Here is a 23,331-nt window from a genome sequence, read left to right as displayed (position 1 = left end):
TTGGCTGTCTTGACAAAAGACAAGATCGGTAATGGCCGGCCCGCACGAAAGCGGCTTGATGCTCTCGTCCTGTTGCTGCTTTCGCTGACCCTCGCCGGTTGCAAAGCTGATCTGTATACCAAAGTTCAGGAGCGTGAAGCCAACGAGATGCTTGGGCTGCTCCTGAGCAAGGGCGTCGATGCCATCCGTGTCGTCGGTAAGGATGGGACCAGCACAATTCAGGTGGAAGAAAGGCAGCTCGCCTACTCAATCGAGCTGCTGAATGACCATGGCTTGCCGCGCCAATCCTTCAAGAGCCTTGGTGAGGTGTTCAAGGGGGCAGGCCTCGTTGCCTCTCCGGTTGAGGAGCGAGCCCGCTACGTCTATGCTCTCAGTGAAGAATTGTCGCGCACGATCAACGATATCGATGGGGTTCTCTCCGCCCGTGTTCATGTCGTTCTGCCTAAGAATGATCTTTTGCGACAGGATGCAACCCCGTCCTCGGCGTCGGTTTTCATTCGACACGCCTCCAACGCGAAGCTCTTAGCCTTGCTGCCGCAGATCAAGATGCTCGTCGCCAATAGCATCGAAGGTCTATCGTACGACAAGGTGGCGGTCGTGTTCGTGCCGGTTGAGCGAGCTCAGCATGAGGTCTCCGTTGTGCCAGCGGCAGCTTCCGCCGAACCAACCAAATTCATCGCAACTCACATTGCGATCGGTGCAGGAGGTGCGCTCGCCGCGTTGGGCATTCTATCTTACGTGCTGCTGAGCACACGTGGGCGACAGCTTCGTCAATCCTGGCGCAAAGTGACAAATCTCGGCAGAGGTGCCAGCAAGCCAGCGGTCCAGTCCGCCGGCAAAAAACTGTTCTCCGATCCGAAATAGGCGGCAAGCAGGTCCGTATCGATGGCATCCACTGACCCAAATCATTCACTCAACCCGCATTCCGATCGCCTGCGCGAGCTTGCCGCTTTGATACATCCCGGCAGGTTTGCCGGCCATCTTGATGGGCTCCTGTCGGCCGCCACAGTGCTGCAGCTGCAGAAGACTCCGAGACTGCAGCAAAGACTCGTCGAATTGCTAATGGGCAGTGAGCTGGTCTCGAACGGAACCGACTGGGGTAGGGACGTTCTGCTCGGGCATGATCCGCGTCGGGCGGCCCTGCTCGCCGGCAGTATCTGGCATGCCCGTTCGGTGCTCAAGCTTGTGTCAAAGCACGATGTAGCGATTCTGATCGAAAATATTGGTGCGGAAGCTCATGCTTTCGCAATCCGACACTTATCCAGCGCCGTCGCAACCACATCGATTGACGATCCGCAGAAGCTCGCGAGCCAGATTGAACATGACGGATGTGCCTGCCTTGGTGCTTGGCTCAAGGACGCAACAGAGCTTGACCGTGTGCGCGTTCTTTTCCGCTTACCTGTGGGGACCACCGCCGAATCCCCAGCAGCCGAACACCACAATTCAGCGGGTCATTTACTGTCTTTGGTGGTGGCCCACTTGGCCACGGAGGAGCCAGCGACATGACGGCCAACGAAACAGTCTTGCCAGATAGTCCGCGGATACGGCCGCTTGGTCCGCTCATACCAGCCGCGGAACTTGGTATCTGGTACGATGCGGTGCAGACGCGCGCGCTAGCCCAGCGATATCTGCGGCAGGTGCGCAGTTGGGCAAGGAAAGCCTATCAGCAGGAGCGGGAGCGCGGCCATTGCGAAGGTCTTAGGTCAGGCTCGGACGAAATGGCACAGCTGATCGCCCGAGCTGCTTCCGATGTGGCCCGGCGAAAAGCCGTCCTGCAACGGGAGTTGCCACAGCTCGTGATTGAGATATTGACCGATTTGTTGGGCTCCTTTGATCCGGGTGAGATGTTGGTAAGGACCGTTCGTCACGCCATCGAGCAAAGATATGGCAGCGCAGAAGTATGCCTTCACGTGTCTCCTGTGAATGCTGATGCACTAAGGCATGAATTCGTGGCGTTCGATGGAACGGATAGTCGGCCGAAAGTGAGAATTGATCCGGACCCGGCCGTGGGGCCTGACCAGTGCCTTCTGTGGAGTGAGTTCGGCAGTGTCGATTTAGGACTTGCCGCGCAGCTCCGCACATTGCGTCTCAGCCTTAATCCATCTTCTCAGGAAAGCGCTCCGTGACGACGCAACGATCAGGCCATGATCAATTGGCCGGAGAAGGAGATGTGCATGCGGCGATAGCATCTCTAAGACTCGCAGCAAAGGATGTCGATACGCGTGCCGTGCGGGGACGGATTACGCGTGCGATCGGCACCTTGCTCCATGCCGTGTTGCCGGGGGCCCGTGTTGGAGAACTTTGCCTGTTGCAGGATCACGCTTCCGGATGGTCACTTGAAGCGGAAGTCATCGGTTTGCTGCCGGACGGGGTGTTGCTGACGCCCATTGGCGATCTGGTAGGCTTGTCCCACCGGGCGGAAGTGCTCCCGACCGGGCGCATGCAGGAGGTGTCAGTCGGGCCCGACCTGCTCGGCCGCGTGATCGATAGCTTCGGCCGTCCACTCGATGGCAAGGGGCCGATAAAGACGGTCCACACGTGTCCGCTCCGCGGCAAGGCGCCCAACCCGATGAGTCGGCGTGGCATCGAGCAGCCGTTTCCGCTCGGCGTTCGCGTGCTGGATGGACTTCTGACGTGTGGCGAAGGTCAGCGGATCGGAATCTATGGAGATGCCGGTTGCGGTAAGTCGACGCTGATGTCGCAAATTGTAAAAGGCGCGGCCGCAGATGTCACCGTGGTTGCGCTCATAGGAGAGCGTGGACGCGAGGTGCGTGAATTCATCGAACGTCATATTGGAGATGCCCTTGCTCGCACGATCGTTGTCGTTGAGACATCCGATCGATCGGCAATGGAGCGGGCGCAATGCGCTCATATGGCGACCGCACTCGCCGAGTATTTTCGTGATCAAGGGCTGCAGGTCGTTCTGATGATGGATTCGCTGACGCGCTTTAGCCGTGCGATGCGCGAAATCGGCCTTGCCGCAGGAGAACCTCCTACCCGGCGCGGCTTTCCTCCTTCCGTCTTTGCGCTGCTGCCTGGTCTGTTGGAGCGTGCCGGTATGGGCGAGCGGGGCTCGATCACGGCATTCTATACCGTGCTTGTCGAAGGTGACGGCACGGGTGATCCGATCGCCGAAGAGTCGCGCGGCATTCTCGATGGTCATATCATTCTTTCGCGCGCGCTGGCCTCGCGAGAGCATTTTCCCGCCATCGACGTGCTGTCGAGCCGAAGTCGTGTCATGGATGCGGTCGCCTCTGGTCCACATCGAAAGGCGGCATCCGTCTTCCGCGATCTGCTCTCGCGCTACAATGAGGCTGAGTTCCTGATCAAGGTCGGTGAATACAAGCCGGGCAGCGATCCACTGACTGATCGGGCAATCGATTCAATCGAGGAACTGCGCGCATTCTTGCGCCAGGGACAGGACGAGCCGTCTAGCTTTGAGGAGACCGTTTCATGGATGTCGCGTCTGACGGCCTGAATCTCGTGCAAGCGTCGAAATTGCGGCTGGTGAAAGACATGAGAGAGCGAAGCGCGCTTCGTGAATTGTCGAACATGGAAGCCAGGCGCCGAATTGCGGTCGAAGCGCTGCAGCGAGCGTCTGAGAATCTTGAAGGCGCGGAGAATCGTCGCGCCAAGGTCGAAGCTGAACTTTATCAGGAGCTGGCGTCGCTCAAGACGATGTCCGTGACCGAGCTCGATCGTCGCTGTCAACTCGTCCTTGGGCGACTGGCAGCACAGATCGAATCGGCACGCCAGGCGCGTGAGCAGGCGCGCGTCGCGCATGAGCAGGCTCAGCGGTCAGTGAATGAGGCGCGGACCATATGGGCCAAGCGGTCGGCGGCGAGCCAGAAATGGGAGGAGATTGAGGGCGATGTCCAGCACACTACCGCTGTCCGTTCGGAGTGTGCAGCCGAAATCGATGCCGACGACGAGGTTTTGCTCCGATATCAGGGTGGTTCGCGCAGCCAAGCGGTCGATGGCTCGAACTGATGGCTCGTTCTCTTATGACGTCGCGAGCTGCGCCCGTGGAACCTGTCGGTAAATGCCGTGGGTGAACCCGCACTATTTCAGCCAGCGGTAAATTTGTCGCATGGCGTGGTCTCGTGGCTCAACGAGGTCGCCGCACCACGCACGGTTCTGCAGAGCCGCCTTGGCGATAAGCCGCTATCGATCCGTATAAGCCGGCTTGTTTGGCAGGCCGAGCCATATGCCATGTCGATGCTCGACTGCGTATTTTGCGCCGGAGGCGAGACCGCTGTCTTGTCCTTGCCCCGCCTTCTCGTCGAGGCGCTGATTTCAACGGTCCAGTATGGCCTTACTTTACCTTCCGACCCAACCCGCTCGCTGCTTCTCGAACTTGCTCTGGAACCTTGGCTCGCTCGATTAGAGATCATGCTCGCGCGGAATTTGCAGCTGATCCGCATCGAAGACGCGACGGCCAAAGACCCCTATTTGGAGCTCGACGTTACTTTCGGACCGCTGGCGGCCAAGGCCCGCCTGTTCTTGTTCGCGCCACTTGACGGTCTGGTTCCGTCTGCGTTTCGTGTGTTAGGCGAGTTGATCGGCCAATTAGCGCGAGACTTAGGCAAGATTTCTTCGGAATTGCCGGTCGTGATTGCGAGAGAGATCGGCTCGCTGCGGGCGCCCGTCAGGCTTCTTCGTCAAGCACAGCCCGGCGACGCACTGCTGCCCGACGTCATTCCATTTACCCATGGCCAGCTCATCCTCGCTGCGGACAAGTTGTGGGCGCCGGCGCAGGTCGCGGGCGACAGACTTATTCTTCGGGGACCATTCCGCCTGCAGTCCCATCCTCTAAGGTATGCAAATATGACGATACGATCCCAAGCGGAGCAAGCAATCCCGCCCTCGGAAGCCGACATCGACAGTGTTGAGATCACGCTTGTGTTCGAATGCGGACGCTGGCCCATCCCGCTGGGTACGTTGAGAAGCATCAACGAGGGGCACGTGTTCGAGCTTGGCCGGCAGCTGGACGGTCCGGTCGACATTGTCGCCAACGGTCAATTGATCGGCCGCGGCGACATCGTACGTGTCGGTGAAGCGTTGGGCATCCGGTTACGTAGCAGGTTGGCGGTCAATGGTTGACATTCAACCGAGCATCCTTGCGCTTGTTGCGGCGACCGTCGGCCTTGGCCTGTTGACGTTCGCAGTCGTCACAACGACGGCGTTCATCAAGGTTTCCGTCGTTCTCTTCCTGATCCGCAACGCGCTCGGCACTCAGTCCATACCACCGAACATCGTTCTGTATGGCGCTGCATTGATCCTTACCGTGTTCATAGACGCCCCGGTATTCGAGCAAACATACAACCGCGTGGCCGATATGCAACTTCGTTACCAAACCGCCGACGACTGGTTGACCGCCGTCAAGGAGGGCAGCGAGCCGCTGCGCGCCCATCTCAAGAAGTTCACCACTGAGGAGCAGCGCACGTTCTTCCTGTCGTCGACAGAACATATCTGGTCGGAGGAGATGCGCGGCAACGCAACAGCCGATGATTTTGCGATCCTCGTGCCGTCCTTTTTGATCTCGGAGCTTAAGCGTGCGTTTGAAATCGGTTTCCTTCTCTATCTTCCGTTCATCACAATTGACCTGATTGTGACGACAATTCTGATGGCCATGGGCATGTCAATGGTGTCACCAACAATGATATCCGTTCCTTTCAAGCTTTTTCTGTTCGTCACAATCGACGGCTGGTCACGGCTCATGCACGGATTGGTCTTAAGCTACGCATCTCCGGGGAGTTGAGATGGACGAGGCCAGCATCCTCACCCACCTGAGCCGATCACTGGTCCTGTTCATGATCTGGGTTCTACCGCCGCTCCTGGCAGCGCTCGTGGCCGGATTGGGTATCGGCATCGTGCAGGCAGCAACCCAGCTCCAGGATCAAACCTTGCCGCTTACCGTGAAGCTCCTCGTCGTCGTCGCCGTGCTCGTTCTGTTTGCTCCGGTGCTGAGCGCGCCGCTGATCGAGCAAGCCCAGCATATCTTCACTGAGTTCCCCGCGCTCACAGCGAGGTATTAGTGCGCGGAACGCACGGCTATCTAAGTTTCAGCTATAGCGCGCGTTTGTCGGCCTTGATTGTGAACCACAAAAGGGCGAGTTCGTCAGCTTATCGAAAGCTCGCCTCACTAGCATGCGACGGATAGATATCCGAACTGTCCTGTTCGGCTCCGTGAGCCTGCCGTATTCGGAGGAAGAATGACCCCATTTGGAATTTCTATCCGTTCGATTGCTTACGATGTGATGGAATTACCTGCTGAGACCTGGTCCTCGATGCACAGCCTGGCGAGTTGTCGACGCAAGTGAACGGGCAACCGCTTTGATTGCAAGCGGCCCCACGATTCTGGCATTCTGGTGAATGAGCCTGCGAATGAAGGTGCCGCTCGAGACCGATCTCCATAGACTGCGAAATTGATGGAAGCTTTGAGGCCCTCAGATCTCCAAACCGCGCTGCGGCCGGTGAGAGCGGAAGAAGCGTGGCTTGTAGGCCGCGCGCGATTTCGCCGGTGCTCTCATCGAATGGTCATACCTCTGCGCCGGATGGCTGTAGTCATATGGATAGTTGAAGCCGAAGTCATCTGCCCTGGGAGGCCTGTCGCTCTGCAACCGCAGGGACACGAGATCTGCAGAGTCCTTGACGTCTCACATCATGGCGACGTGAGTGCGACGGTTGCATTGGCTGAAGGAACGACGAACTGAGCTCAAATGGATGCCTTGTCACCCAGCGAGACGCAAAGTCTGATTCAGACTGCTGTCGAGTTCGTCGTTGCGGCCGGTCTTGGCGCGGCCCGGGCCCTCGGCATTATGCTGGTTCTTCCGGTATTCACGCGACCGCACATTGGCGGGATTATCCGCGCAAGCGCGACGGTTGTGATTGGATTGCCTTGCTTGATGCAGATCAGGAACGGCTTGCAGACACTAGATCCGGGCACCCGTATGGTTGCGGTCTCGCTCCTCAGTTTGAAGGAGATATTTATCGGCCTGCTGTTCGGGTTTCTGCTTAGTATACCACTTTGGAGCATCCAGGCCGTTGGTGACATCATTGATACCCAGCGCGGCATCTCCAGCCAGCTGGACGATCCTGCCACACGCAGTCAAACCGCCCCGATGGGGCTCTTCCTCGGGACTGCCGCGGTCACGATCTTCGTTGTATCAGGAGGTCTGCAGACCATGGTCAGATGCCTCTATGGAAGTTATCTGATCTGGCCCGTGTATCGGCTGCTACCGCCCCTAACCCACCACGGGGCAATGGAGTTTATCGGGCTTCTCGACCATGTCATGCATACGACCCTCGTGGTCGCCGGGCCCGTGCTGGCTCTGCTGCTTCTGATCGACGTATCCCTCATGCTGCTCGGGCGCTTTGCGCCGCAAATCAAGCTGAACGACCTCTCTCCGACCATCAAGAATGCCGCCTTTGGCATCATTATGGTCAGCTACGCCGTCTTCCTGATCGAATATATGGGAGCAGAGATCATTCGGTTCAACGGCGTGCTGGAGTGGCTCGAGAAGTTCTTGAAATGAACGACACGAGCGAAGAGAAAAACCTTCCACCAAGTCACAAGAAGCTGAGGGACGCGCGTAAGAAAGGGCAGAGCCCGCGCAGCGCCGACTTTGTGACCGCGGCAAGCCTTTGCGCTGGTTTCGGCTGCCTGTGCTTCAGGGCGGGCCCGATCGAAGACGGATGGCGCGAAGCCGTGCGGCTCACCGACAAGCTGCAGGAACAGCAGTTCAACAGTGCGGCCCGGCAGGCGTTGGTCGGATTGATGGACCTTTCTATAACAGCCGCGGCTCCCATCCTGGGTGCGGCGGTTGTTGCGGCGATTCTGGCCGGTGTCTTGGCCGGCGGCGGGCTGACGATTTCGGTTGAGCCGCTTAAACCCAGCTTTGAAAAATTGGACCCCGTCAAAGGGCTGAAGCGGATTGTCTCCCAGCGGTCGTTTGTCGAGCTTGGAAAGTCTATCGTCAAAGTTTTGGTTCTTGGCGCTACGTTCGTTTTCACTGTGCTCGCAAGTTGGAGGGCACTGGTATACTTGCCCGTGTGCGATTTGAGCTGCTTTGGTTTTGTCTTTAAAGAGCTCAAAGTGCTGATCGCGATTGCTGCCGGCGCTCTTCTGATTGGCGGCTTGGCCGATCTGCTCATTCAGCGTTGGTTGTTCTTGCGCGACATGCGCATGACGCAGAGCGAAGCCAAGCGCGAGTCCAAGGAACAGGATGGTAATCCGCAGATCAAGGGTGAACACCGCAGGCTCCGCCGGGAGTCGGCGAACGAGTCTCCGCTCGGCATCCATCGGGCGACAGTGATACTGATGGGGCGAGCGACATTGATTGGGCTGCGCTACGTTCGGGGCGAGACCGGCGTCCCGGTACTGGTGTGCCGCGGCGAGGGCGAAACGGCTTCACAGTTGCTGGCGGAGGCGCGCGCCCAACGTCTGAGCATTGTCGAGGATCATGTGTTGGCGCGTCAGCTGATCCGAAAAGGTGCGATGGGCAAGGCCGTTCCGATGGAGTGTTTCGAGAGGGTTGCAAAGGCAGTCTTTGCCGCTGGCCTAGTTTAGCGTCGCGCAAAACAGCGATGCGCTCAAATCTCTGGTCAACGACCCAACTGTCCCAGAACCTGATCTGCAAGCTGCACGATCCCAAGAAAAGGACCGAGCAAAGATTGAATTCCAGGAGGCTCGTCGGCCCATTCCAAGACTGATATGGACAAGAATGGCCAACCGACGTTCATGCTGCTCGGGTCTTACGAGCCGCTTATTGGGTTTCTGGCGCAACCCTGTTATGCGTTTCATCCTCCAAATTGCTCCTGTTGCCCGCCGACGTGGCCCCACGTGCGGTGATGGGAAGCACTGCACGATCACCACTGGTCGGCATGACAGCGCCATTGCCTAACAAGTCGCCAGGTTCATTGACCATGACCGCAAGGTTATTCCGGACTGAGCAGCCAAGGGTTGGATTGAACGAATTGTCGTTCACTGTGGGACCGACGATGGAGAGCGAGGGGCAGACCGGAGGATGGGCTTCGAAAGTGATCGCTTCGATCCTCACCCCGGAACGAGGCTGCAAATCCACACGAGAAGCGGACAGGCGGATGTTGTAGGTGGCAACGCCCATGGCGCGAGCCTCGTGGGCCACCTGTGCAATGAGTCTGGGGGGGCCGATGACATCCACATGGAGGGCATCCCGCCGGCCGCGACTGGTCGCTGCAATGAAGCTTCGCAGCCGATGCCGTTCGGGGCCACGAAGGCTCTGCAGGAACAGCACGCTACTCTTCTGCTCGACCTGGATCTCTTGGTCAGCCGGCGCGGGCTGGATCGAGGCAGTCATTGCGCAGCCCCCCAATGTTGCTCCAATAACGATCGGGTAGCACAGATGTCGCAAAGTCATTGGCGATCCTCATTCGATAATAAAGCCGGCGCTGCCGGTCAATCCTGGTGCGCTGGCGCGAGGCGCATCGCGCTCTCGCGGCGGCCGGGCCACCGTGTTCGTCAAAATCCGCCCCGCGTCTGAGGGCGGTGAGATGCGGTCGCTCGGCGCACTCATCCGGTTCGGATTCGGTCCGGGCCGCACGATGTAGGGCGTAACAATAATGACCAGCTCGGTTTCACGTTTTTGAAACGATGAGGAGCGAAAAAGCGCGCCCAGGATCGGCACATCGCCGAGCCAGGGAAACTCGCCGATATCAGTGTTGAAGTTGCGCCTGATGAGGCCGCCGATTGCAAAGCTCTGACCGCTGGCGAGCTCGACCACGGTGCTCGCCCGCCGAGTCGAGAGGGCAGGGACCGCCATGCCATTGATTTTGACTTCGCCTTCGCTCGACAATTCGCTGACTTCGGGCTTCACACGGACATTGATCTGATTATTGTTGAGAACCGTCGGAACGAACTCGAGGCTCACGCCGAACTGGCGAAATTGGACGGAAACCTGCCGGTTGTCCTGCATCACCGGAATGGGGAATTCGCCGCCGGCGAGGAAGCTTGCGGCTTCGCCGGACATGGCCGTTAGATTCGGCTCAGCCAGGATTGAGGCGAGGTGCTCGCTCGCGAGAGCGTCGAGAACAGCGCTCAGGTTGGTATTGCCGGCGCTAAACCCAATCCCGATCGTGCCGCCGCCGCCGGCCGCGCCGGACCCGCCCCCTTTGCCGGTCACAAGGAAAGCGCCGTTTGGGCTCGAGGCCGTGAAGTTGATGTTGAGATCCTTGACGGCGCTGCGGGAGACTTCTGCCACCCGTACGCTGAGATTCACCTGCAATGAGCCTGCGACCTGGATCTTGTTGACGACCAGCGCGCCCGCGCCAAGAAACTGCTCAGTGACCTTCCTGGCGGTCTCGACGACGTCGGCATTAGGCGCCGTACCGCTAAGGATCGCGCCGCGCGGGGTATAGCTGACCTGAATTGGATAGTCGCCGACCTCGGCCTTAAGCGCGGCCCGCAGATCCTCGATCGGTTGGGTGACGACAACACGCAGCTCGGCGAGAGCCTCTCCGTTGTCGTTCAGGGCAAACAGGCTCGTCCGTCCGGCCTTTTTGCCAAACACGAAAATCGTGGTGTTCGATGGCGCCTGATAATCCGCAATCGCCGGGTCGGCTATAAAAATGCTCGCAGCCGGCCCGGTCAGATGAACTGTCTTGCCCTGTGAGGAGGTAAGGTTGATCGTGCCCGTGGTGCTGCCAGGCGCCGCACGTGGCGGTTCCCCTTTGCCATCCCGCTTTGTCTGAGCTGTGACAGCAAGCGGAAATAGCAGAGCGAGTGCGCACAGGACGTAGCTGAGGCGGGGAAAAGCGGCATAGTGCGAGCCGCTGGCGACCATCGGCGGCTCGCCGGCGTCATTGTTAACCACGTTCAAGGGAGTGCTGCTTTCAAGTTCGATCGGCTAGGCAGCCGATGCTGCGCCGATGAGTTCGAGGGTGTAACCGACACCGCGCGCGGTCTTGATCCTGAGCGTTGCACCCGCTTGGCTCAAGTGCGTGCGTAAGCGATAAATCCCGACTTCCAGCGCATTGGTCGAGACCTCATCGTCAAATGCATACAAGCTATCTTCGAGCGATGCGCGCGGCACGGTACGGCCCGCGCGGTTGAGCAGATGTTCAAGAATGCACACTTCGCGGCGCGCAATTCTCAGTATTCGACCACCGATCGAGACTTGTCTCGCGATCGGATCGAAATGCAGATTCCCGAATGTCACAACCGGCGCCATCATTTGCGTTGACCGTCGCAAAATAGCTCGCATGCGGGCAATGAGTTCGTCGATAAACACGGGCTTGGGCAGAAAATCATCCGCGCCCGCATTGAAGATCGCAATCCGCCGGCTAAGATCATTGAGACTGCTCATCATCATAGCCGGCATTGATCGTCCCTCGCGCCGCAACTGCTTCAGCCAGTCCAATCCGTCTCCATCGGGCAAAGCCGATTCGAGCAGGACCATGTGGTAGTTCGCGCAATCGAGCGCGGCCGCCGCCTCATCCAGCGTGCGTGTCACGTCGACGGCGAAGCCACAATTTAAGAGCGCTTCCTTCACGTCGCGGGCAAAGTCCGCATGATGATCAACCAGGAGAATTCGCATTCATCGCCTCTCGTCCATCCTCGGCAGGACTTGAGCGTGTCACGCTGACCATGAGATTCGGCGGAACCAAGAGGCTGCCGCTTTGGCGTGAATTCGAAAAGCCGTAAACGACACGCAAGACGTTGTTGGCAGGCGACCCATGTCTGCGCGTCCATCGTCATCGGATTGGCGGCCTGCGGCGGATCGCCTGCGCGGGGGGGCGCGGCTCAAAATCTCCCTTACGCCGGCAAGAGCCCTGCAATCTCTCACGAAGCTGAGAGTCCTGGCCGCGCGCTGATGCATCTGTAGGCCGAGCATAGCCATGCTTGCATGCACTACACGAGCGCCTGCAGTAGCGATCGTGCCAAACCACCCGAACGAAACGAAAGCGCAGGCGAGAGCGGCTGTATTTGCCGCCGAACAGACTTGCGAAACCGACATTGGAAACTCCCCAAGTTCGCCTTGACCGCGGTCAGTCCTGCAAGGCTGTTGAGCCCGTAGTGTCGTCAAGTCACGACATCGCAAGTTTTCCGCGTTTGAAGACACTTCACGCACTATGCATCGGCCAATGGCTGGAAAAGGCCAAGATGCGCGACGAAACACGCCTATTGGCGGGATAGACATCCTCTCGATGGCCGGTGATAGCCGAGCAAGACGTCAACTGTCCCGAAGTTCGGTCGCTCCGGAGATGTTCTCCGCCGCAGTCGAGCGAATGCTGCCAACGAACGACAAATTGAGTCCGGCGTTGCTGTCGCGCATTGTCTAAGGTGGTTACGCCGCCTCCCTTTCGTCAGACAGGGTGAACGGCGCAAGAATGATCTAATCTCGAGCTTGGACTCGGCCTGTGGTCGGCACAGGCGAAATAGCGATTGCCCGCGTTGTTCTCGCGCGCTGGATCCTGGTCTGGCTGCGGGGAGGGCGCTGCGTCCTGCGCTTACAGAGCAGATCGCAAACTCTGAAGGGGAGCAGTCGAGTAGTGCGACGAGGCGGATCGGCTGAGCATTGAGGTTTTGAGACGTTCGCATTGCTACCTGTCAGGAAGAGTTCACGCGAGCGGATTCTGTCGCGAGACTGTCGGAAATCCTACAATCTGACGCTGGGTGCGATTCAAGTGCCTTTAAAGGCTCCTTGTAGCGGTGCCCTCAAACTCGGAATCGTTGTGAGGCAACGGCGACACAGTTCGGCCACGCCGTCGACCTGCGCGTGACGGTCGGTCTCGCTCTGTCCAACGTCGTGAGCATTTTTCCGTCCAATTGAACGTGGCGCCAGAAACCCTTTGAAATGCCCGAAAAGGCAGTCGTTCTTACCAAGCTTTGGGTAAGCCATGACTCCACGATCGGGCGATCCGATCCGCCTCATACGTGGCAATTTAGCGGGAAGACCGTGGCAAGGCGCGGGATGGGTCCACGTGACGACAGGAGCTAACGTCCGAGATGCAGACGGCCGATCGCGCGAGCCAAGTTGTTCAGCAAGGGACCGAGGAGAGAATCGATTGCCAGACGTCATCTTGAATGCGGGCTCCATACATTGCGATCGACTATGGGGCTTTTAGCCGTGCTCGGCAAAATCGATTGTTTTGATGGAACGCATCCAGGTGGCGGATCGGCCGTACTGCAACAACGCCGCTTGCTGCTGACGAGTGAATACCTGATACGATTGCGGCCGAAAGACCTGTTGGTTGACCGCGCGGTTAATGTCAGGCCGAGCTAGCTAAGGCGGGGAGCGTTCAGCGGGTTACCTCACCAAAGCCGCCGGCCAACCGTGGGGGCGGCTAACAAATTGATGCCGGGCGATGTCACAACGCATCCAATGCCAGAATGCTTTAACGAGCGGGCAGGGGAGAGAGGATGGTCCGGCGTCCTCCTAACCGTCGGGGGTGCATCTTCCGTCGCAGCCCTCAACCGCTGTACCGCTCGATCGGCGAATTGATCGGACCATCGATCACGCCGCCAATATGCTCAAGCTGTTGTGCGTGAGGCGGAGCTGGTGCGCCGTTTTCCAGTTCTTCCTTGGGGGGTGTTTTGGTACTTGAACGCCAACGAACCTGTCAAATGGCGCAGTCGACAGACCATCTACTCATTACTCTCGCGCTTGTAGGGATTTGCTTCGCTTGCGGTCCGGTAGCTTTCCAAATTGCCGCCCAGGAACAGGCATTCGGTTTCTCGGGTTGGCGTTCTGCCCAGTGAGCACATCGAATCGACGTCCCCATCGATGTTGTCCTGATCTTCGGCATTCATTCCAAGCCCAATGCTACTCAGCACGTCGTCGGGGGTCCAGACAGTTGGCTTCGGTAGGGGTGTGCAGAGCGTCCGCATTGTTGGCGATCGCTCTCGCCCAAGGATCGCGAGAAACGGCGAGTTTTGCCGGATCCTCGACCAACGATACGAAGGGTGATGCTGTTGTCTTGCCGCGCATATGTCAGCCAGCTTGGCGTCCATAGGATACTGCTCCAGAGGATCTCCAACGGAAGAATGATCCCGAGCCGTGTTGCGGACATGCGATATCGCGCTCGTGTTTTCTTCCATGCGCGGCTTGCAATCATTGTCCTGATTCCGAAAACGCCGCAGTGTGACATATGACGACCCACTACCTCGTCGAATAGGCGGTCCCGATCGACGGGAGCTGCGGTCGCCGATGACCAATGTGCTGCTCGGCGAGGTCGAGCTCGTTCCGAAGCGCTTCAAGAGTGGCACCTGTCAGTGTCGCGGCAGAGCGCGCGCGCTGACAAATGATGAGGCTGGATAGCGACTGGTTTCCGGGGCCACCTCGTTTGGCGCAGACGAGGACGTGGCAGTCGCGGAATTTGCCGCTAACGAGACTGAATCCGAGGTCGGGTAGACCGAATCTAAGTCGTCTAGATCCAAGTCATTCAGCTGCTGCTCAAAGCTTTCTTACTGTGTGCCGGTGCGCCGGTCTGGGCGCTAAGCTCGTCCGGTTGCCAGTCGACGCTGTGCGCGTGCTGCAGCGCGTCGTGAACCTGAAAGAGAGCGTCTGCGGCGTTCCGTGGATCAACATTCATATATCTCTCTCCCTTCGAGTGCCGGCTGTCGGCGTAGATTGTTGCAGGTGCAGCTTTCGAGAAGCTGACGGACCAGGAAGGAAGCCATTTAGCTTTAGCCTTTGAGAGATGCCGAATGGATTCAGTCAGTGAGGCGAGCGGTCAGCTGGACGCAAGCCGCGCAAAGCGACGGATCAAAAGTCGGTGCCGCCTTGTGCCTTCTGGTATTGCTGTTTCGACTAGGCCGAGATCGGGTGCCTTGACTGAGCTTGATCCGACCGCCGCGTCAGGTTCGCTCCGCCACCTCATTGCGGACACGTCGTCTAGGGCAGACAGTCCTTGCACAGCTATCAAGATGGACAAGCTGGCGCATGCGGCTGGTCGAAGTGTTCTTTCGTAGATCGTCTACTTTATGCAGATGTGAGAATTGCATGCTTTCGGTCGTTGGGCCTGCAATGGAGGAGCGCGACCGGTTGCCGTTTTGTGTTTTCCAAGCGGCCGACGCTCGATCAGATCGTTCTAGTCGACGTCGCGCGAGGCTAAGCCACTTCCGCAAACCTGACATACGAGGTCGTGATGTCGGAATAGCCATCACAACTACTTGCGCTTGGTTGCGACAGGATGTTTTTGTCGCAGGCGCGAGCGCGCTTGATGTGTGGAATCAGCCAAACGGTTTGCGAGCGCGACGTCTTGAAAAACGAGATCTGTGGCACTTATCGAGGGAGAAGAGCATATGAAGTTTACTGGCATAGGACTGACGATCCTGTTGTCCTTGCTTTCGGCCGCGAGCGGGAGCGCTCTGGCGAGAGCCGATGAGCCCTCGCCGAATTACACCGAAGTGCTCAATGCCCTGCAGGCCGGGAAGAATGTGAAGCTCATACTGGACATGAGCCGCTGTACCACCGCGGAGGCTGGCAAGCCTGCGTCGGCGACGCAGGCCGGTCTGGTCATCAATGCCTTCAGGGTGACCGCCCAGAACGGCATCAGCTTCGCCAATGCGCACCAAACGGTCGACAGCTCCGGACATGCCGTGACCGAGTACATCCGCCATAGCCTCAGCCGCGAAGGCAAGCTGACGGTGCGAGCCTCGAAGCTTGTCGTCGGGACCACCGAACTCGTGAACCAGGGCGAATTCGTCTGCGAACTGCCGGATGGCGCAAAGTTCATCTGGTAACGAAGAGCACAGGGCAGGGGGATGCGCTTCGAAGACTTGATCCTTTAATCGTGTGGACATCTTCGCAAGCCATGATACGGATCGTTTCGAACGTCAGGAACGGCCAGAGTGTTTCTGGCCGTCTTTTCGTCGGGGGAGGCATCGAGTTGCACGACCTTGCTGCAGTTCGATCAAGGTAACTTATGAGGGCCGTCGATCTCGATTCGATCTCAGTGATTGGAAGATCGGCGGTTCAGGCTATCGTGTATGGGTTGGAGCCAAGGCCTCTCAGTTGAACGCTCCAGATTGGCTCGCCAAGGTACGTATCTTGCATCCCGCGTCTTTTGGGGTCCTTTCACCGGAAACTTCCGTGCTGCCGAATGCGGCCACAACGTGATTGAACCATCCCGCTTTAGATCATGCTGGGCCTCGCCGCTGTGGGGTTTGCTCGCCGCTTAAACTATCTTTCGGACGCAATTCTAATTTCTCTGAAAGCAAACGATCCGACGTGGTTTCGGGAGCTTGAGCAGCTGCCCGAGGTGCCGACGAGCACCTCGTTCAGCCAAATTGCGGCCGATGGAAGAGAAGAACGCGGCCACCGGGTAGGCTTTCGGCCGTGTAGGGCTGACTGTGGATCAGAAAACGGGTCATTGGGACCTCCTGGCTCGGCAGAAGGCCCAGGTTTTGGAGCATGTCGATCACGACAGGCGAAGCCTCTTGGGGGCCGTGCCTCCAGTCGTCGCCGAACAACTCTCCGAGTTCAGGCACTTGCGGGGACGGCTGATGGCCCGATCCCGGTGCGGCAGACGGCAGTGGAATGTTTGGCGCCAGCGCCAAAGGAGCGTCCTTTCGCAATTCGAACGAGGAGAGCGGACTAAACCCAGGTGCAAGGCCGCCGTAGGCATGCGGGGGAGCCGTCGGCGTTACAAGCGCAGCTTCACCCGGCAAAGCGAGCCTTGGGTGATGAATGAGTTGAACGTCGTTGGATCCTCTCGGTCCCAACACGGCCGTGTAGCGATCGCCGCCAATCTCATAGTTCATGACCGGATGTTCTCCATTAGGCAAGAAGTCCCACTTGCCCAACGTGGAAAGCAACATTTCGGGGGCCAACTGGGTGCCATGCGAAAAATCCTTGGGCACGGCGAACGAAACATCAAACGTATCGCCGATAGCAGGAGACCGCAGATGGATGAGCTGAACATCATTGCGCCCACGCGGTCCTAGCACGGCCGTATAGCGTTCACCGTGAATGTCGTAGGTCTTTACCCGCTGTGCTGCATCCGGCAACAGACCCCAGCGGCTGAGCCTGGAGCGCATCATATCCGGCGCGGCCTGGGTGCCATGGGAGAAATCCTCGGGAACGGCCAAAGAGGCATCAAAGCTCTCGCCGGCTGCGGCGGACATCGTATCATGTGTTGCCGGGGTCGCACCATCTTGATGCATCATCCTCCCAAAGTCTTCTTCAGAGGCGGGATTCTGCGACCGTGAGCTGGGCTGCCAGATCACGGCATGGGGGGGCGACCCCATTGCCGTCCATAACTTGGATGTATCCAGATCGACAGCAGGCGCAGACCCGTCTCGATCCGCGGCATCGAAAAGCTCTTCCTGGGCGACACTTTGCACGGGCGAGTGGGTGACTGAACGCGTGGTTGGCCAAAGCACTGGTGCATCGAAGGATGTCGCTGGCAGCAGGCCCTCGCGATCCGCGGCATCGAAAAGCGCTTCCTGAGCAAAACTCTGCACGGGCGAGGGGGCGGCGGCACGCATTCCCCGCCAAAGTATCGGCGCATCGAAGCTGGCACGTGGAGGCACTTCGCTTCGGCGCACAGCGTCGAAAAGCACATCCTGGGCGACACGTTGCACGGGAGAATGAGGGGTTAAACCCGTTCCCTCCCAAACCTGGGTAGCATTGAAACCGTGGGCCGGCAATGAGCCGCCTTGGTCCGCAGCGTTCCCCAAAGGCTGCTCATGATCGAAAAGCTGCACGGGCAAATCGGCGTCCGGCTGTATTGGCTGGCGCGAGTTGCCTCCGTCAGCCCCCGAATTGTCCTGCCCGGCGATCCGGCGGTAGTCACTCAGCCTGTTCAACGAGTAGATGAGTTTCTTGTCCTTCGGAAACAAAGCGTCGGCATGGCCGAGCAGCGCTTTGTGACTGAGCTTAGCAACCGACAAAGGTCTCAGTGCTGCCGCTAGCTTCCGAAGACTGCTAGCATAATTTGCGGCGGTTTTTGCATCGAGTGCTCGACCAAAGCCTGCCTCGGTGGCCTTTCTGATGAGGCTCGCGTCTTCCTTGGACGGACGATAATGTGTTGTGGGGGCCGGAGCGGCGTCGCTGGGCTCGCGGTACCTACTAACCATTGACAATGCAGGGGCGATGACCTTGTCTTTTGGCAGTAGCTTCTTGGAGCGGTCGAGCAACGTATCGTCATCGAGCTCAGCAATCGACTGACCAGACTGCTTCAGCGCCTCAGCCAATTTGCGAAGCCGACGGTCGTAAATTTCGATGGTGGTCGCATTCGGCGGTGGCCCTCGGTCAAGGGCAGCACCAGACGCTGCTTGGATGAGGCGATCGTCTTCTTCAGTGATGTCATAAAGATCGCTATGGGAATATATCGGGCCGAGCTGTCGCACCTCTCCCAAGTGTTGCTCAAACACCGCTTGCGGTTGTTGTGGCTGCTCCACGGTGGTATCTGACGCAGCGGAATCTTTATCGGCTGGGTTGATCGCGTTGTATCGGTCCATGGTGCAGTCCACTGGCATCGCTTCCTCGTTCTTTCGCTACTCACGTTAGCTTTCCAAAACCTGACGTGGCCGGGCGGAAAGATAGAATGAATGATGGCGGGCAAGTGCCTTTTCCAACCTGACGACACGTGCGGCGAATTTAAAGACGGTACAGCTTTCGGCTGAAACTCTGATTGTCCAAGTGCAGTACGCGGCCAGCCCCCGCTGGCCAGTCGGACCGCAGTGTTATAGATGGCAGCGAACGCTGCTTTCGATTTTTCCGAGCATCGGAAAAGACAAATGCGGAGCCTCTACCCTCAGCCTTTTGTCCCTGACTTTCTGTATGGATTCGATGCGCTAGCGGTCCGGTAGTCAGCTAGATTCCCGCCCAGAAACAGTACCTCGCGCTCCTCAGTTGGGGTATCGCTCACCCATGCCAGATTGGGTTCATCATTCTCAGTCCCGTCCTCAAGAATACTGACGATCTCTTCGGCCGTCCAAGTGGTGACCCTCGGCACCGTGCAGCTGTGCAGCTCATTCGCGTTTCCGCGATTGCTTTGGCGCTATACTCGTTGTCGTCGTCCGGCGAAAGGAGCAGTTGTGAGGCCTCCTCGGACAATGATACAAAAGGCGAAGAACTGGTATCGCCTCTCATGTGTTCTGCCGCTGCGCGACCCAGATCAAGTCGTTGGCCTCCCCAGATATTCCAGGGGGCGGCGTCGTAACGCAAAGCCGCCATGGAACGCAAATGGGCCATCGCGCTTTGACGGTCCAACCCATGTGGCTTGCAACGGCTGGCGTGGTCTTGAAAGCGCTGCAGCTCTGCGTACGAAGATGCCACTACGTCGTCGTAGAGGCGGCCACTATCGACGCCGTCGGCTGACGGCCCAGTCGCTCTTGACCATTGGGCTGATCTTTGCGCAGCGAGTTCGAGTCTCTTCTGAGTTCCGCAATATTCGCGCAGGTCAGCGTTGCGGCAAGCTGAGCGCGCGTTCTCACAAAGGATGCAGCTGCGCACCGTTCGTTCTCCTGGATAGCCTGCGCTCTCTTATTGCCATCCGTTGCAGTCCGGGTCGATCCAGCCCCGGGTGAAGCTGATGTTGGGAGGATTGGCTGGGGTTCTCTAAGCCGCTGATCAAAGTCTGCTTGCGCTGTCTCTTGCTGTCGCGGCTCGACGTAATTCATCTGAGCCGCGCATGGGTTGACGTTGTCAAATGGGTCCATTCCCGTCTCCCTTTTGGTAGCCTTTGTCGATATCATTCGGACAAAGTTGATCCGATAAGGATCAGCAACTGAGGCGCGCGCGAATGTCTATAAACTGAATTGGATCTGGTTCTCGAACGGGTCGGTATGTTGAGGGCATACGTGGGACTGACCGGGATCCAGCTCCGTTTTCTCTTCCAGATTTTGAGCCAGAGCTGCGTGAGGAAGTCTGCCGAGGCCAGCTTGCATCGCCTGCGAGTCGATGTCCTTGAAACGTTACTCGAGACGCTAGCTCTGGTCCGAACAGCCAATCTGGTCGCGGCCATCGGGCTCGTGACCGCGCCGGCGTGGCGTGGAGCTCATTGTGCTCTGTTGGGATTGCTGATGGGCGCGAGGATTCGCGTGGGCCCGCCGGGCGCTGGTCGCCAACAAGACCCGCGCGATGCTACTTCGATCCAGGCATCCGCAACACGCGCGGAATAGCCTAAACTCACAATATCAAGGGGGCTGCGCGGCCGCGGGACGTTGGATTGCCGACCAGACTTGGCAAAGCCACGAACGATTCGGCTCGCATGAAAGCCGCGGCGACGACGAACCGGCGCACGGGCGCCTCAGCTCGGAAAGACAAAATGGGGAGTTGACGCTTGCAGCCAATGCGCCACACGTGCACCACAAGGTTGGTCGCGCCTAACAACCGTATCGCGGCGATAGCCTTGTGGTGTGGCCTGCAGGCGCAGCCGAACATTAGGACCTAGAGCGATCTGCGCAGTCGGTCGTATCGGCTCCTCCTTCGCATCCTCCGGGCCCGACGCGATTCCAGTCAAAGTAGCGATGGATCCCAGACCAGGGATGGACGGGGTGCAACGCGTACAGCTAAAAAGGCCTGAGCTATTCAAAGCGGCGGAGGCCTGCTCCTGAACCACTGAATAGTGGTGCCGCACCCGATGCATGAAAATTAGACTATCATTAGTCTTCCTGGGTCGATCCAAAGCGGCCGTTGGCCGCTGCGATGCCCGAAGGAAGCGGCTCTTGGCGCTCGCGGGTTGCACCCCTGTTGCTAGTGGCAGGACGGCAGCAGGCCGGTGACGGCTTAGGTCAGAACGCCGGGGCTGCGGTCGGCCACCAAGCTGGCGCGGAGCGTGTCATCCGTGATCTCACTCGCCGATGATGGCCGCAGACCTCGACGCTGGGCAGGCGATTCGATCTGGCATTGTTGAAGCTGATAGCCCGCGATTCATCACGAGAGGCGCGTCCCACCTCATGTGCCGGTAAATGACGCGCTCCAATGCCCAACTGCGTGATTTCGTGAACGTTGATGCGGGCGATTGTTGACGCTCTGAGGTGGCCTATGTCCAAAGGTAACTGAATCCGTGCACGTATCGGCGCGTTCACGAGAAGGAGCCGTGACGACGGGCATTCTTGCAAAGTCGCGCTCGGTCATCATACCGATAAAAAGGCGAGGACGATGCGGCACCTGCAAGATAATCAACCGAAGGTCCGTAGCATCCTCGAATGCAGCAGGCGCCACGGGTGGTGCAGAAGAGAGTTCAGCTTCGAAGCGTTGCCTTAACGACGCATCGAGAATCTGGAATGTTTCACCGCATTATTAGATGGTTGGCTTGGCGCGGCCTTATTGATCGGATGTCGCTTTGCAACGGGGCAGCAAGCGGTTGATCAACAATGTCGCGCCAAATCTGTCGTGTGTTCTCGAACGCATCAATTGATGTCGTTCGCTTCGAGCCGGCGCTGCCGATTGAAGCCGCTGCAATCAGGCAGCGCGTTTTCGGTGAGCCTGATCAGAGACCATTTGGGTTAAGCGATGGAAAGATAGGCTTCGCAATAGAAGAGGATGCCAAGAGACGATAGTAGATTGAAATACTCAACTATTGCGTTTGCGGGGTCTGGACCTCTAAAGATCCTCTAGCTTGATCACTGCTCGCCCGGTCGGGAGTCCAAACGTTTCGATCGCGAATGCCATTCAAAACATCTTCCTAAAGGAGCTGGCTTCTTGATGAATTCTGGAGCGTCGATGTGAGTGTACGCGTGTGGAAGCAACCAGCCGCTGGAAACAAGCTGTCACGTCGGCGCCAATCGGCAACCAGCGTGATCGAAGCTCTTCTCGGCCGCGCCCGCTCGGAGAAGATCGCAAGACCTAACAAAAGCTTCTTTGGTGACATTCTTCTCACAGCAGCCGACTGTTTGTTGTCTATCCCTCAAATTGAATGCCCGGAGCACATGCAGGGTGAGCTTGCGAGAAAGCGCAGGCTGGCTGCCGAGATCGACTTGTCCACAAGGCCCACCAAGCAGCTCAGAGGCCGCCGCACGAGGGGCTGTGATGTCTTCGGGTAACTCCATGCTTCATCTTGGCTTAAATCTTCATGGTGCCGGTGGTCATTTCGCGGCGTGGCGCTGGCCGGGCACAAATCCAAGCGCCTTTTTCGACATCGAGCACTACGTCCGCGCTGCGAAGATTGCGGAGCGTGGTCTGCTGGATGCTGTATTTCTGGCCGATACCCCTGCGATAAGTTCCGACATTACGCACCAGCCGCCGCTTAATGGGCTCGAACCGACGCTGGTTCTCGCTGTGATTGCACGTGAAACGGAGCGAATTGGCCTGATTGCGACGGCGTCGACTACCTACAACGAACCATACAATCTTGCCCGGCGCTTCCAATCGCTCGATGTCATCAGCCGCGGGCGCGTTGCGTGGAACGCGGTCACGACGTCGAGTCCGGCGACGGTTGCAAACTTTGGCGGTCGAGAGGTCGGGCGAGCGGATCGCTACAGACGTGCGGAGAACTTCGTTGAAACGGTTCGTGCTCTCTGGCTGAGCTGGAGCGGCGAGATGGTCATCGCCGATCAGGCTGCGGGTGTTTACGCAGATCAGAGTCAGTTCCGCCTGCTCGATCCCGCTACCAATAGTTTCGGCATCCGAGGCCCACTTACGCATCCCGGTTCGCCCCAAGGCTACCCAGTCATCGTTCAGGCGGGCGGTTCGGATCCCGGACTACGGCTCGGCGCCCGCAGTGCAGATGTCGTGTTTGCGGCAGCCGGGGACTTGTCAACGGCTCTGCAGGAGGCAGAGCGCCTGCGCGCGCTCTCTCGGCAATTCGGCCGCCCTGCGGCTCCGCTCATCCTGCCAGGTCTTGTCACCTGTATCGGGGGCACCGAGGAAGAAGCGGCTGGTCGCAAGGAAAACCTTGACGGACTGCTCGATCTGGAGCGCGCCATCGTCGCTCTTGCACGAAGCATGGGTGTGGCGGTCGAGAAGCTCAGCCTCGAAAGGCCAATCCCGGAGGAGATTTTGCCTACTGCAGATGATGTTCCGTTTTCTGTCGGTCACCATCGCACGATTGAGACTCTGGCGCGTCAAGGTCGGACGGTTCGCGAAATCATCAGCAGCGTTCAAGCGTTTGGCCACCGCTTGCTCGTGGGTGCACCCGAGCAGATCGCGGACTCGATTGAGGCATGGTTCCGCGCTGGCGCGGTTGATGGTTTCAACATCATTCCGGACGTGCTGAAAGATGGCACTTCAGCGTTTGTCGACAATGTGGTGCCCATCCTGCAGAAGCGCGGGCTGTTTCGCAAAGAATATCGGGGACAGACACTGCGAGAGCATTTCGGGATTTCCGTTCCTTTCGAGCTGGCAAGAGCCACACCTAGCTCACCGCTCTGACGCTTCCTCAACACCAAATGCTCTG

17 protein-coding genes are annotated in these 23,331 nt (G+C 58.4%); 12 read left to right on the top strand and 5 right to left on the bottom strand.

The features are described 5' to 3' along the window. The 10 genes from sctJ (at position 1) to GGD63_RS16635 (ending at position 8,572) form a co-directional block, all read left to right on the top strand. A complete protein-coding gene (gene sctJ / locus GGD63_RS16680; RefSeq protein ID WP_183243846.1) occupies positions 1–864 on the top strand; it encodes a type III secretion system inner membrane ring lipoprotein SctJ in 864 nt (287 codons plus the stop codon). Positions 865–885: 21 nt separating this feature from the next. Continuing rightward, positions 886–1,506, top strand: a complete 621-nt coding sequence (locus GGD63_RS16675; protein ID WP_183243844.1) for a nodulation protein NolU — start codon at positions 886–888, stop codon at positions 1,504–1,506. Next, a complete protein-coding gene (gene sctL, locus GGD63_RS16670; protein ID WP_183243842.1) occupies positions 1,503–2,126 on the top strand; it encodes a type III secretion system stator protein SctL in 624 nt (207 codons plus the stop codon). The genes GGD63_RS16675 and sctL overlap by 4 nt, the downstream gene beginning before the upstream one ends. After that, positions 2,123–3,478 carry a type III secretion system ATPase SctN gene (gene sctN, locus GGD63_RS16665; protein WP_312013314.1) on the top strand — a complete coding sequence of 452 codons (1,356 nt, stop codon included), beginning with the start codon at positions 2,123–2,125 and terminating at the stop codon, positions 3,476–3,478. The genes sctL and sctN overlap by 4 nt, the downstream gene beginning before the upstream one ends. After that, positions 3,454–3,990, top strand: coding sequence for a hypothetical protein (locus GGD63_RS16660; RefSeq protein WP_183243840.1), 537 nt, complete (start codon positions 3,454–3,456; stop codon positions 3,988–3,990). Before sctN ends, GGD63_RS16660 begins: the two co-directional genes overlap by 25 nt. Before the next feature lie 57 nt (positions 3,991–4,047). Next, a complete protein-coding gene (gene sctQ / locus GGD63_RS16655) occupies positions 4,048–5,103 on the top strand; it encodes a type III secretion system cytoplasmic ring protein SctQ (RefSeq protein ID WP_183243838.1) in 1,056 nt (351 codons plus the stop codon). Next, entirely contained in the window at positions 5,096–5,761 is a 666-nt protein-coding gene (gene sctR, locus GGD63_RS16650; RefSeq protein WP_183243836.1) for a type III secretion system export apparatus subunit SctR, read from the top strand. Before sctQ ends, sctR begins: the two co-directional genes overlap by 8 nt. A gap of 1 nt (position 5,762) precedes the next feature. Beyond that, positions 5,763–6,038 (top strand): EscS/YscS/HrcS family type III secretion system export apparatus protein, encoded by a 276-nt coding sequence (locus GGD63_RS16645; protein WP_025038819.1) that lies wholly within the window; start codon positions 5,763–5,765, stop codon positions 6,036–6,038. Positions 6,039–6,722: 684 nt separating this feature from the next. Further along, positions 6,723–7,538 (top strand): type III secretion system export apparatus subunit SctT, encoded by an 816-nt coding sequence (sctT, locus tag GGD63_RS16640; protein WP_183243834.1) that lies wholly within the window; start codon positions 6,723–6,725, stop codon positions 7,536–7,538. Next, a complete protein-coding gene (locus GGD63_RS16635; RefSeq protein ID WP_183243833.1) occupies positions 7,535–8,572 on the top strand; it encodes an EscU/YscU/HrcU family type III secretion system export apparatus switch protein in 1,038 nt (345 codons plus the stop codon). Before sctT ends, GGD63_RS16635 begins: the two co-directional genes overlap by 4 nt. 196 nt (positions 8,573–8,768) lie before the next feature. On the opposite strand, the gene GGD63_RS16630 is transcribed toward GGD63_RS16635, so the two are convergent. The 4 genes from GGD63_RS16630 to GGD63_RS40170 all read right to left on the bottom strand — a co-directional run bounded on the left by GGD63_RS16630 (position 8,769) and on the right by GGD63_RS40170 (position 13,993). Further along, positions 8,769–9,401 carry a CpaD family pilus assembly lipoprotein gene (locus GGD63_RS16630; protein WP_183243831.1) on the bottom strand — a complete coding sequence of 211 codons (633 nt, stop codon included), beginning with the start codon at positions 9,399–9,401 and terminating at the stop codon, positions 8,769–8,771. Positions 9,402–9,410: 9 nt separating this feature from the next. Next, positions 9,411–10,859, bottom strand: a complete 1,449-nt coding sequence (locus GGD63_RS16625; protein ID WP_183243829.1) for a type II and III secretion system protein family protein — start codon at positions 10,857–10,859, stop codon at positions 9,411–9,413. Between the two features lie 27 nt (positions 10,860–10,886). Next, complete coding sequence (locus tag GGD63_RS16620; RefSeq protein ID WP_183243827.1) at positions 10,887–11,576, bottom strand: response regulator transcription factor; 690 nt, start codon at positions 11,574–11,576, stop codon at positions 10,887–10,889. Positions 11,577–13,627: 2,051 nt separating this feature from the next. Next, the gene (locus GGD63_RS40170; RefSeq protein ID WP_246785519.1) at positions 13,628–13,993 is read right to left on the bottom strand and encodes a hypothetical protein; all 366 of its coding nucleotides are present in this window, start codon (positions 13,991–13,993) and stop codon (positions 13,628–13,630) included. 1,293 nt (positions 13,994–15,286) lie between these two features. Between GGD63_RS40170 and GGD63_RS16610 the strand changes: the two genes are divergently transcribed. After that, positions 15,287–15,727 (top strand): VirK family protein, encoded by a 441-nt coding sequence (locus tag GGD63_RS16610; protein ID WP_183243825.1) that lies wholly within the window; start codon positions 15,287–15,289, stop codon positions 15,725–15,727. A 537-nt stretch (positions 15,728–16,264) separates the two neighbouring features. Here the strand turns inward: GGD63_RS16610 and GGD63_RS16605 are convergent. Then, entirely contained in the window at positions 16,265–18,448 is a 2,184-nt protein-coding gene (locus GGD63_RS16605) for a hypothetical protein (RefSeq protein ID WP_183243823.1), read from the bottom strand. A gap of 3,517 nt (positions 18,449–21,965) precedes the next feature. Here GGD63_RS16605 and GGD63_RS16600 point away from each other — a divergent pair. Continuing rightward, positions 21,966–23,306 (top strand): NtaA/DmoA family FMN-dependent monooxygenase, encoded by a 1,341-nt coding sequence (locus GGD63_RS16600; protein ID WP_183243821.1) that lies wholly within the window; start codon positions 21,966–21,968, stop codon positions 23,304–23,306. Positions 23,307–23,331 lie beyond the last annotated feature (25 nt).

This window comes from Bradyrhizobium sp. cir1 (assembly GCF_014198245.1).
GTDB lineage: Bacteria > Pseudomonadota > Alphaproteobacteria > Rhizobiales > Xanthobacteraceae > Bradyrhizobium.
The sequence above is the reverse complement of the archived record's forward strand: the minus strand, read 5'-3'. Positions and strand labels throughout refer to the sequence as shown.

Excerpts from the sequence above, each read along its gene's own strand:
- GGD63_RS40170 (WP_246785519.1), bottom strand. The coding sequence starts at position 13,993 with ATGGACGCCAAGCTGGCTGACATATGCGCGGCAAGACAACAGCATCAC.
- GGD63_RS16600 (WP_183243821.1), top strand. The coding sequence starts at position 21,966 with ATGTCTTCGGGTAACTCCATGCTTCATCTTGGCTTAAATCTTCATGGT.
- GGD63_RS16605 (WP_183243823.1), bottom strand. The coding sequence starts at position 18,448 with ATGGACCGATACAACGCGATCAACCCAGCCGATAAAGATTCCGCTGCG.
- GGD63_RS16620 (WP_183243827.1), bottom strand. The coding sequence starts at position 11,576 with ATGCGAATTCTCCTGGTTGATCATCATGCGGACTTTGCCCGCGACGTG.
- sctR (WP_183243836.1), top strand. The coding sequence starts at position 5,096 with ATGGTTGACATTCAACCGAGCATCCTTGCGCTTGTTGCGGCGACCGTC.
- GGD63_RS16675 (WP_183243844.1), top strand. The coding sequence starts at position 886 with ATGGCATCCACTGACCCAAATCATTCACTCAACCCGCATTCCGATCGC.
- GGD63_RS16660 (WP_183243840.1), top strand. The coding sequence starts at position 3,454 with ATGGATGTCGCGTCTGACGGCCTGAATCTCGTGCAAGCGTCGAAATTG.
- GGD63_RS16645 (WP_025038819.1), top strand. The coding sequence starts at position 5,763 with ATGGACGAGGCCAGCATCCTCACCCACCTGAGCCGATCACTGGTCCTG.
- GGD63_RS16610 (WP_183243825.1), top strand. The coding sequence starts at position 15,287 with ATGAAGTTTACTGGCATAGGACTGACGATCCTGTTGTCCTTGCTTTCG.
- sctT (WP_183243834.1), top strand. The coding sequence starts at position 6,723 with ATGGATGCCTTGTCACCCAGCGAGACGCAAAGTCTGATTCAGACTGCT.
- GGD63_RS16635 (WP_183243833.1), top strand. The coding sequence starts at position 7,535 with ATGAACGACACGAGCGAAGAGAAAAACCTTCCACCAAGTCACAAGAAG.
- sctL (WP_183243842.1), top strand. The coding sequence starts at position 1,503 with ATGACGGCCAACGAAACAGTCTTGCCAGATAGTCCGCGGATACGGCCG.
- GGD63_RS16630 (WP_183243831.1), bottom strand. The coding sequence starts at position 9,401 with ATGACTTTGCGACATCTGTGCTACCCGATCGTTATTGGAGCAACATTG.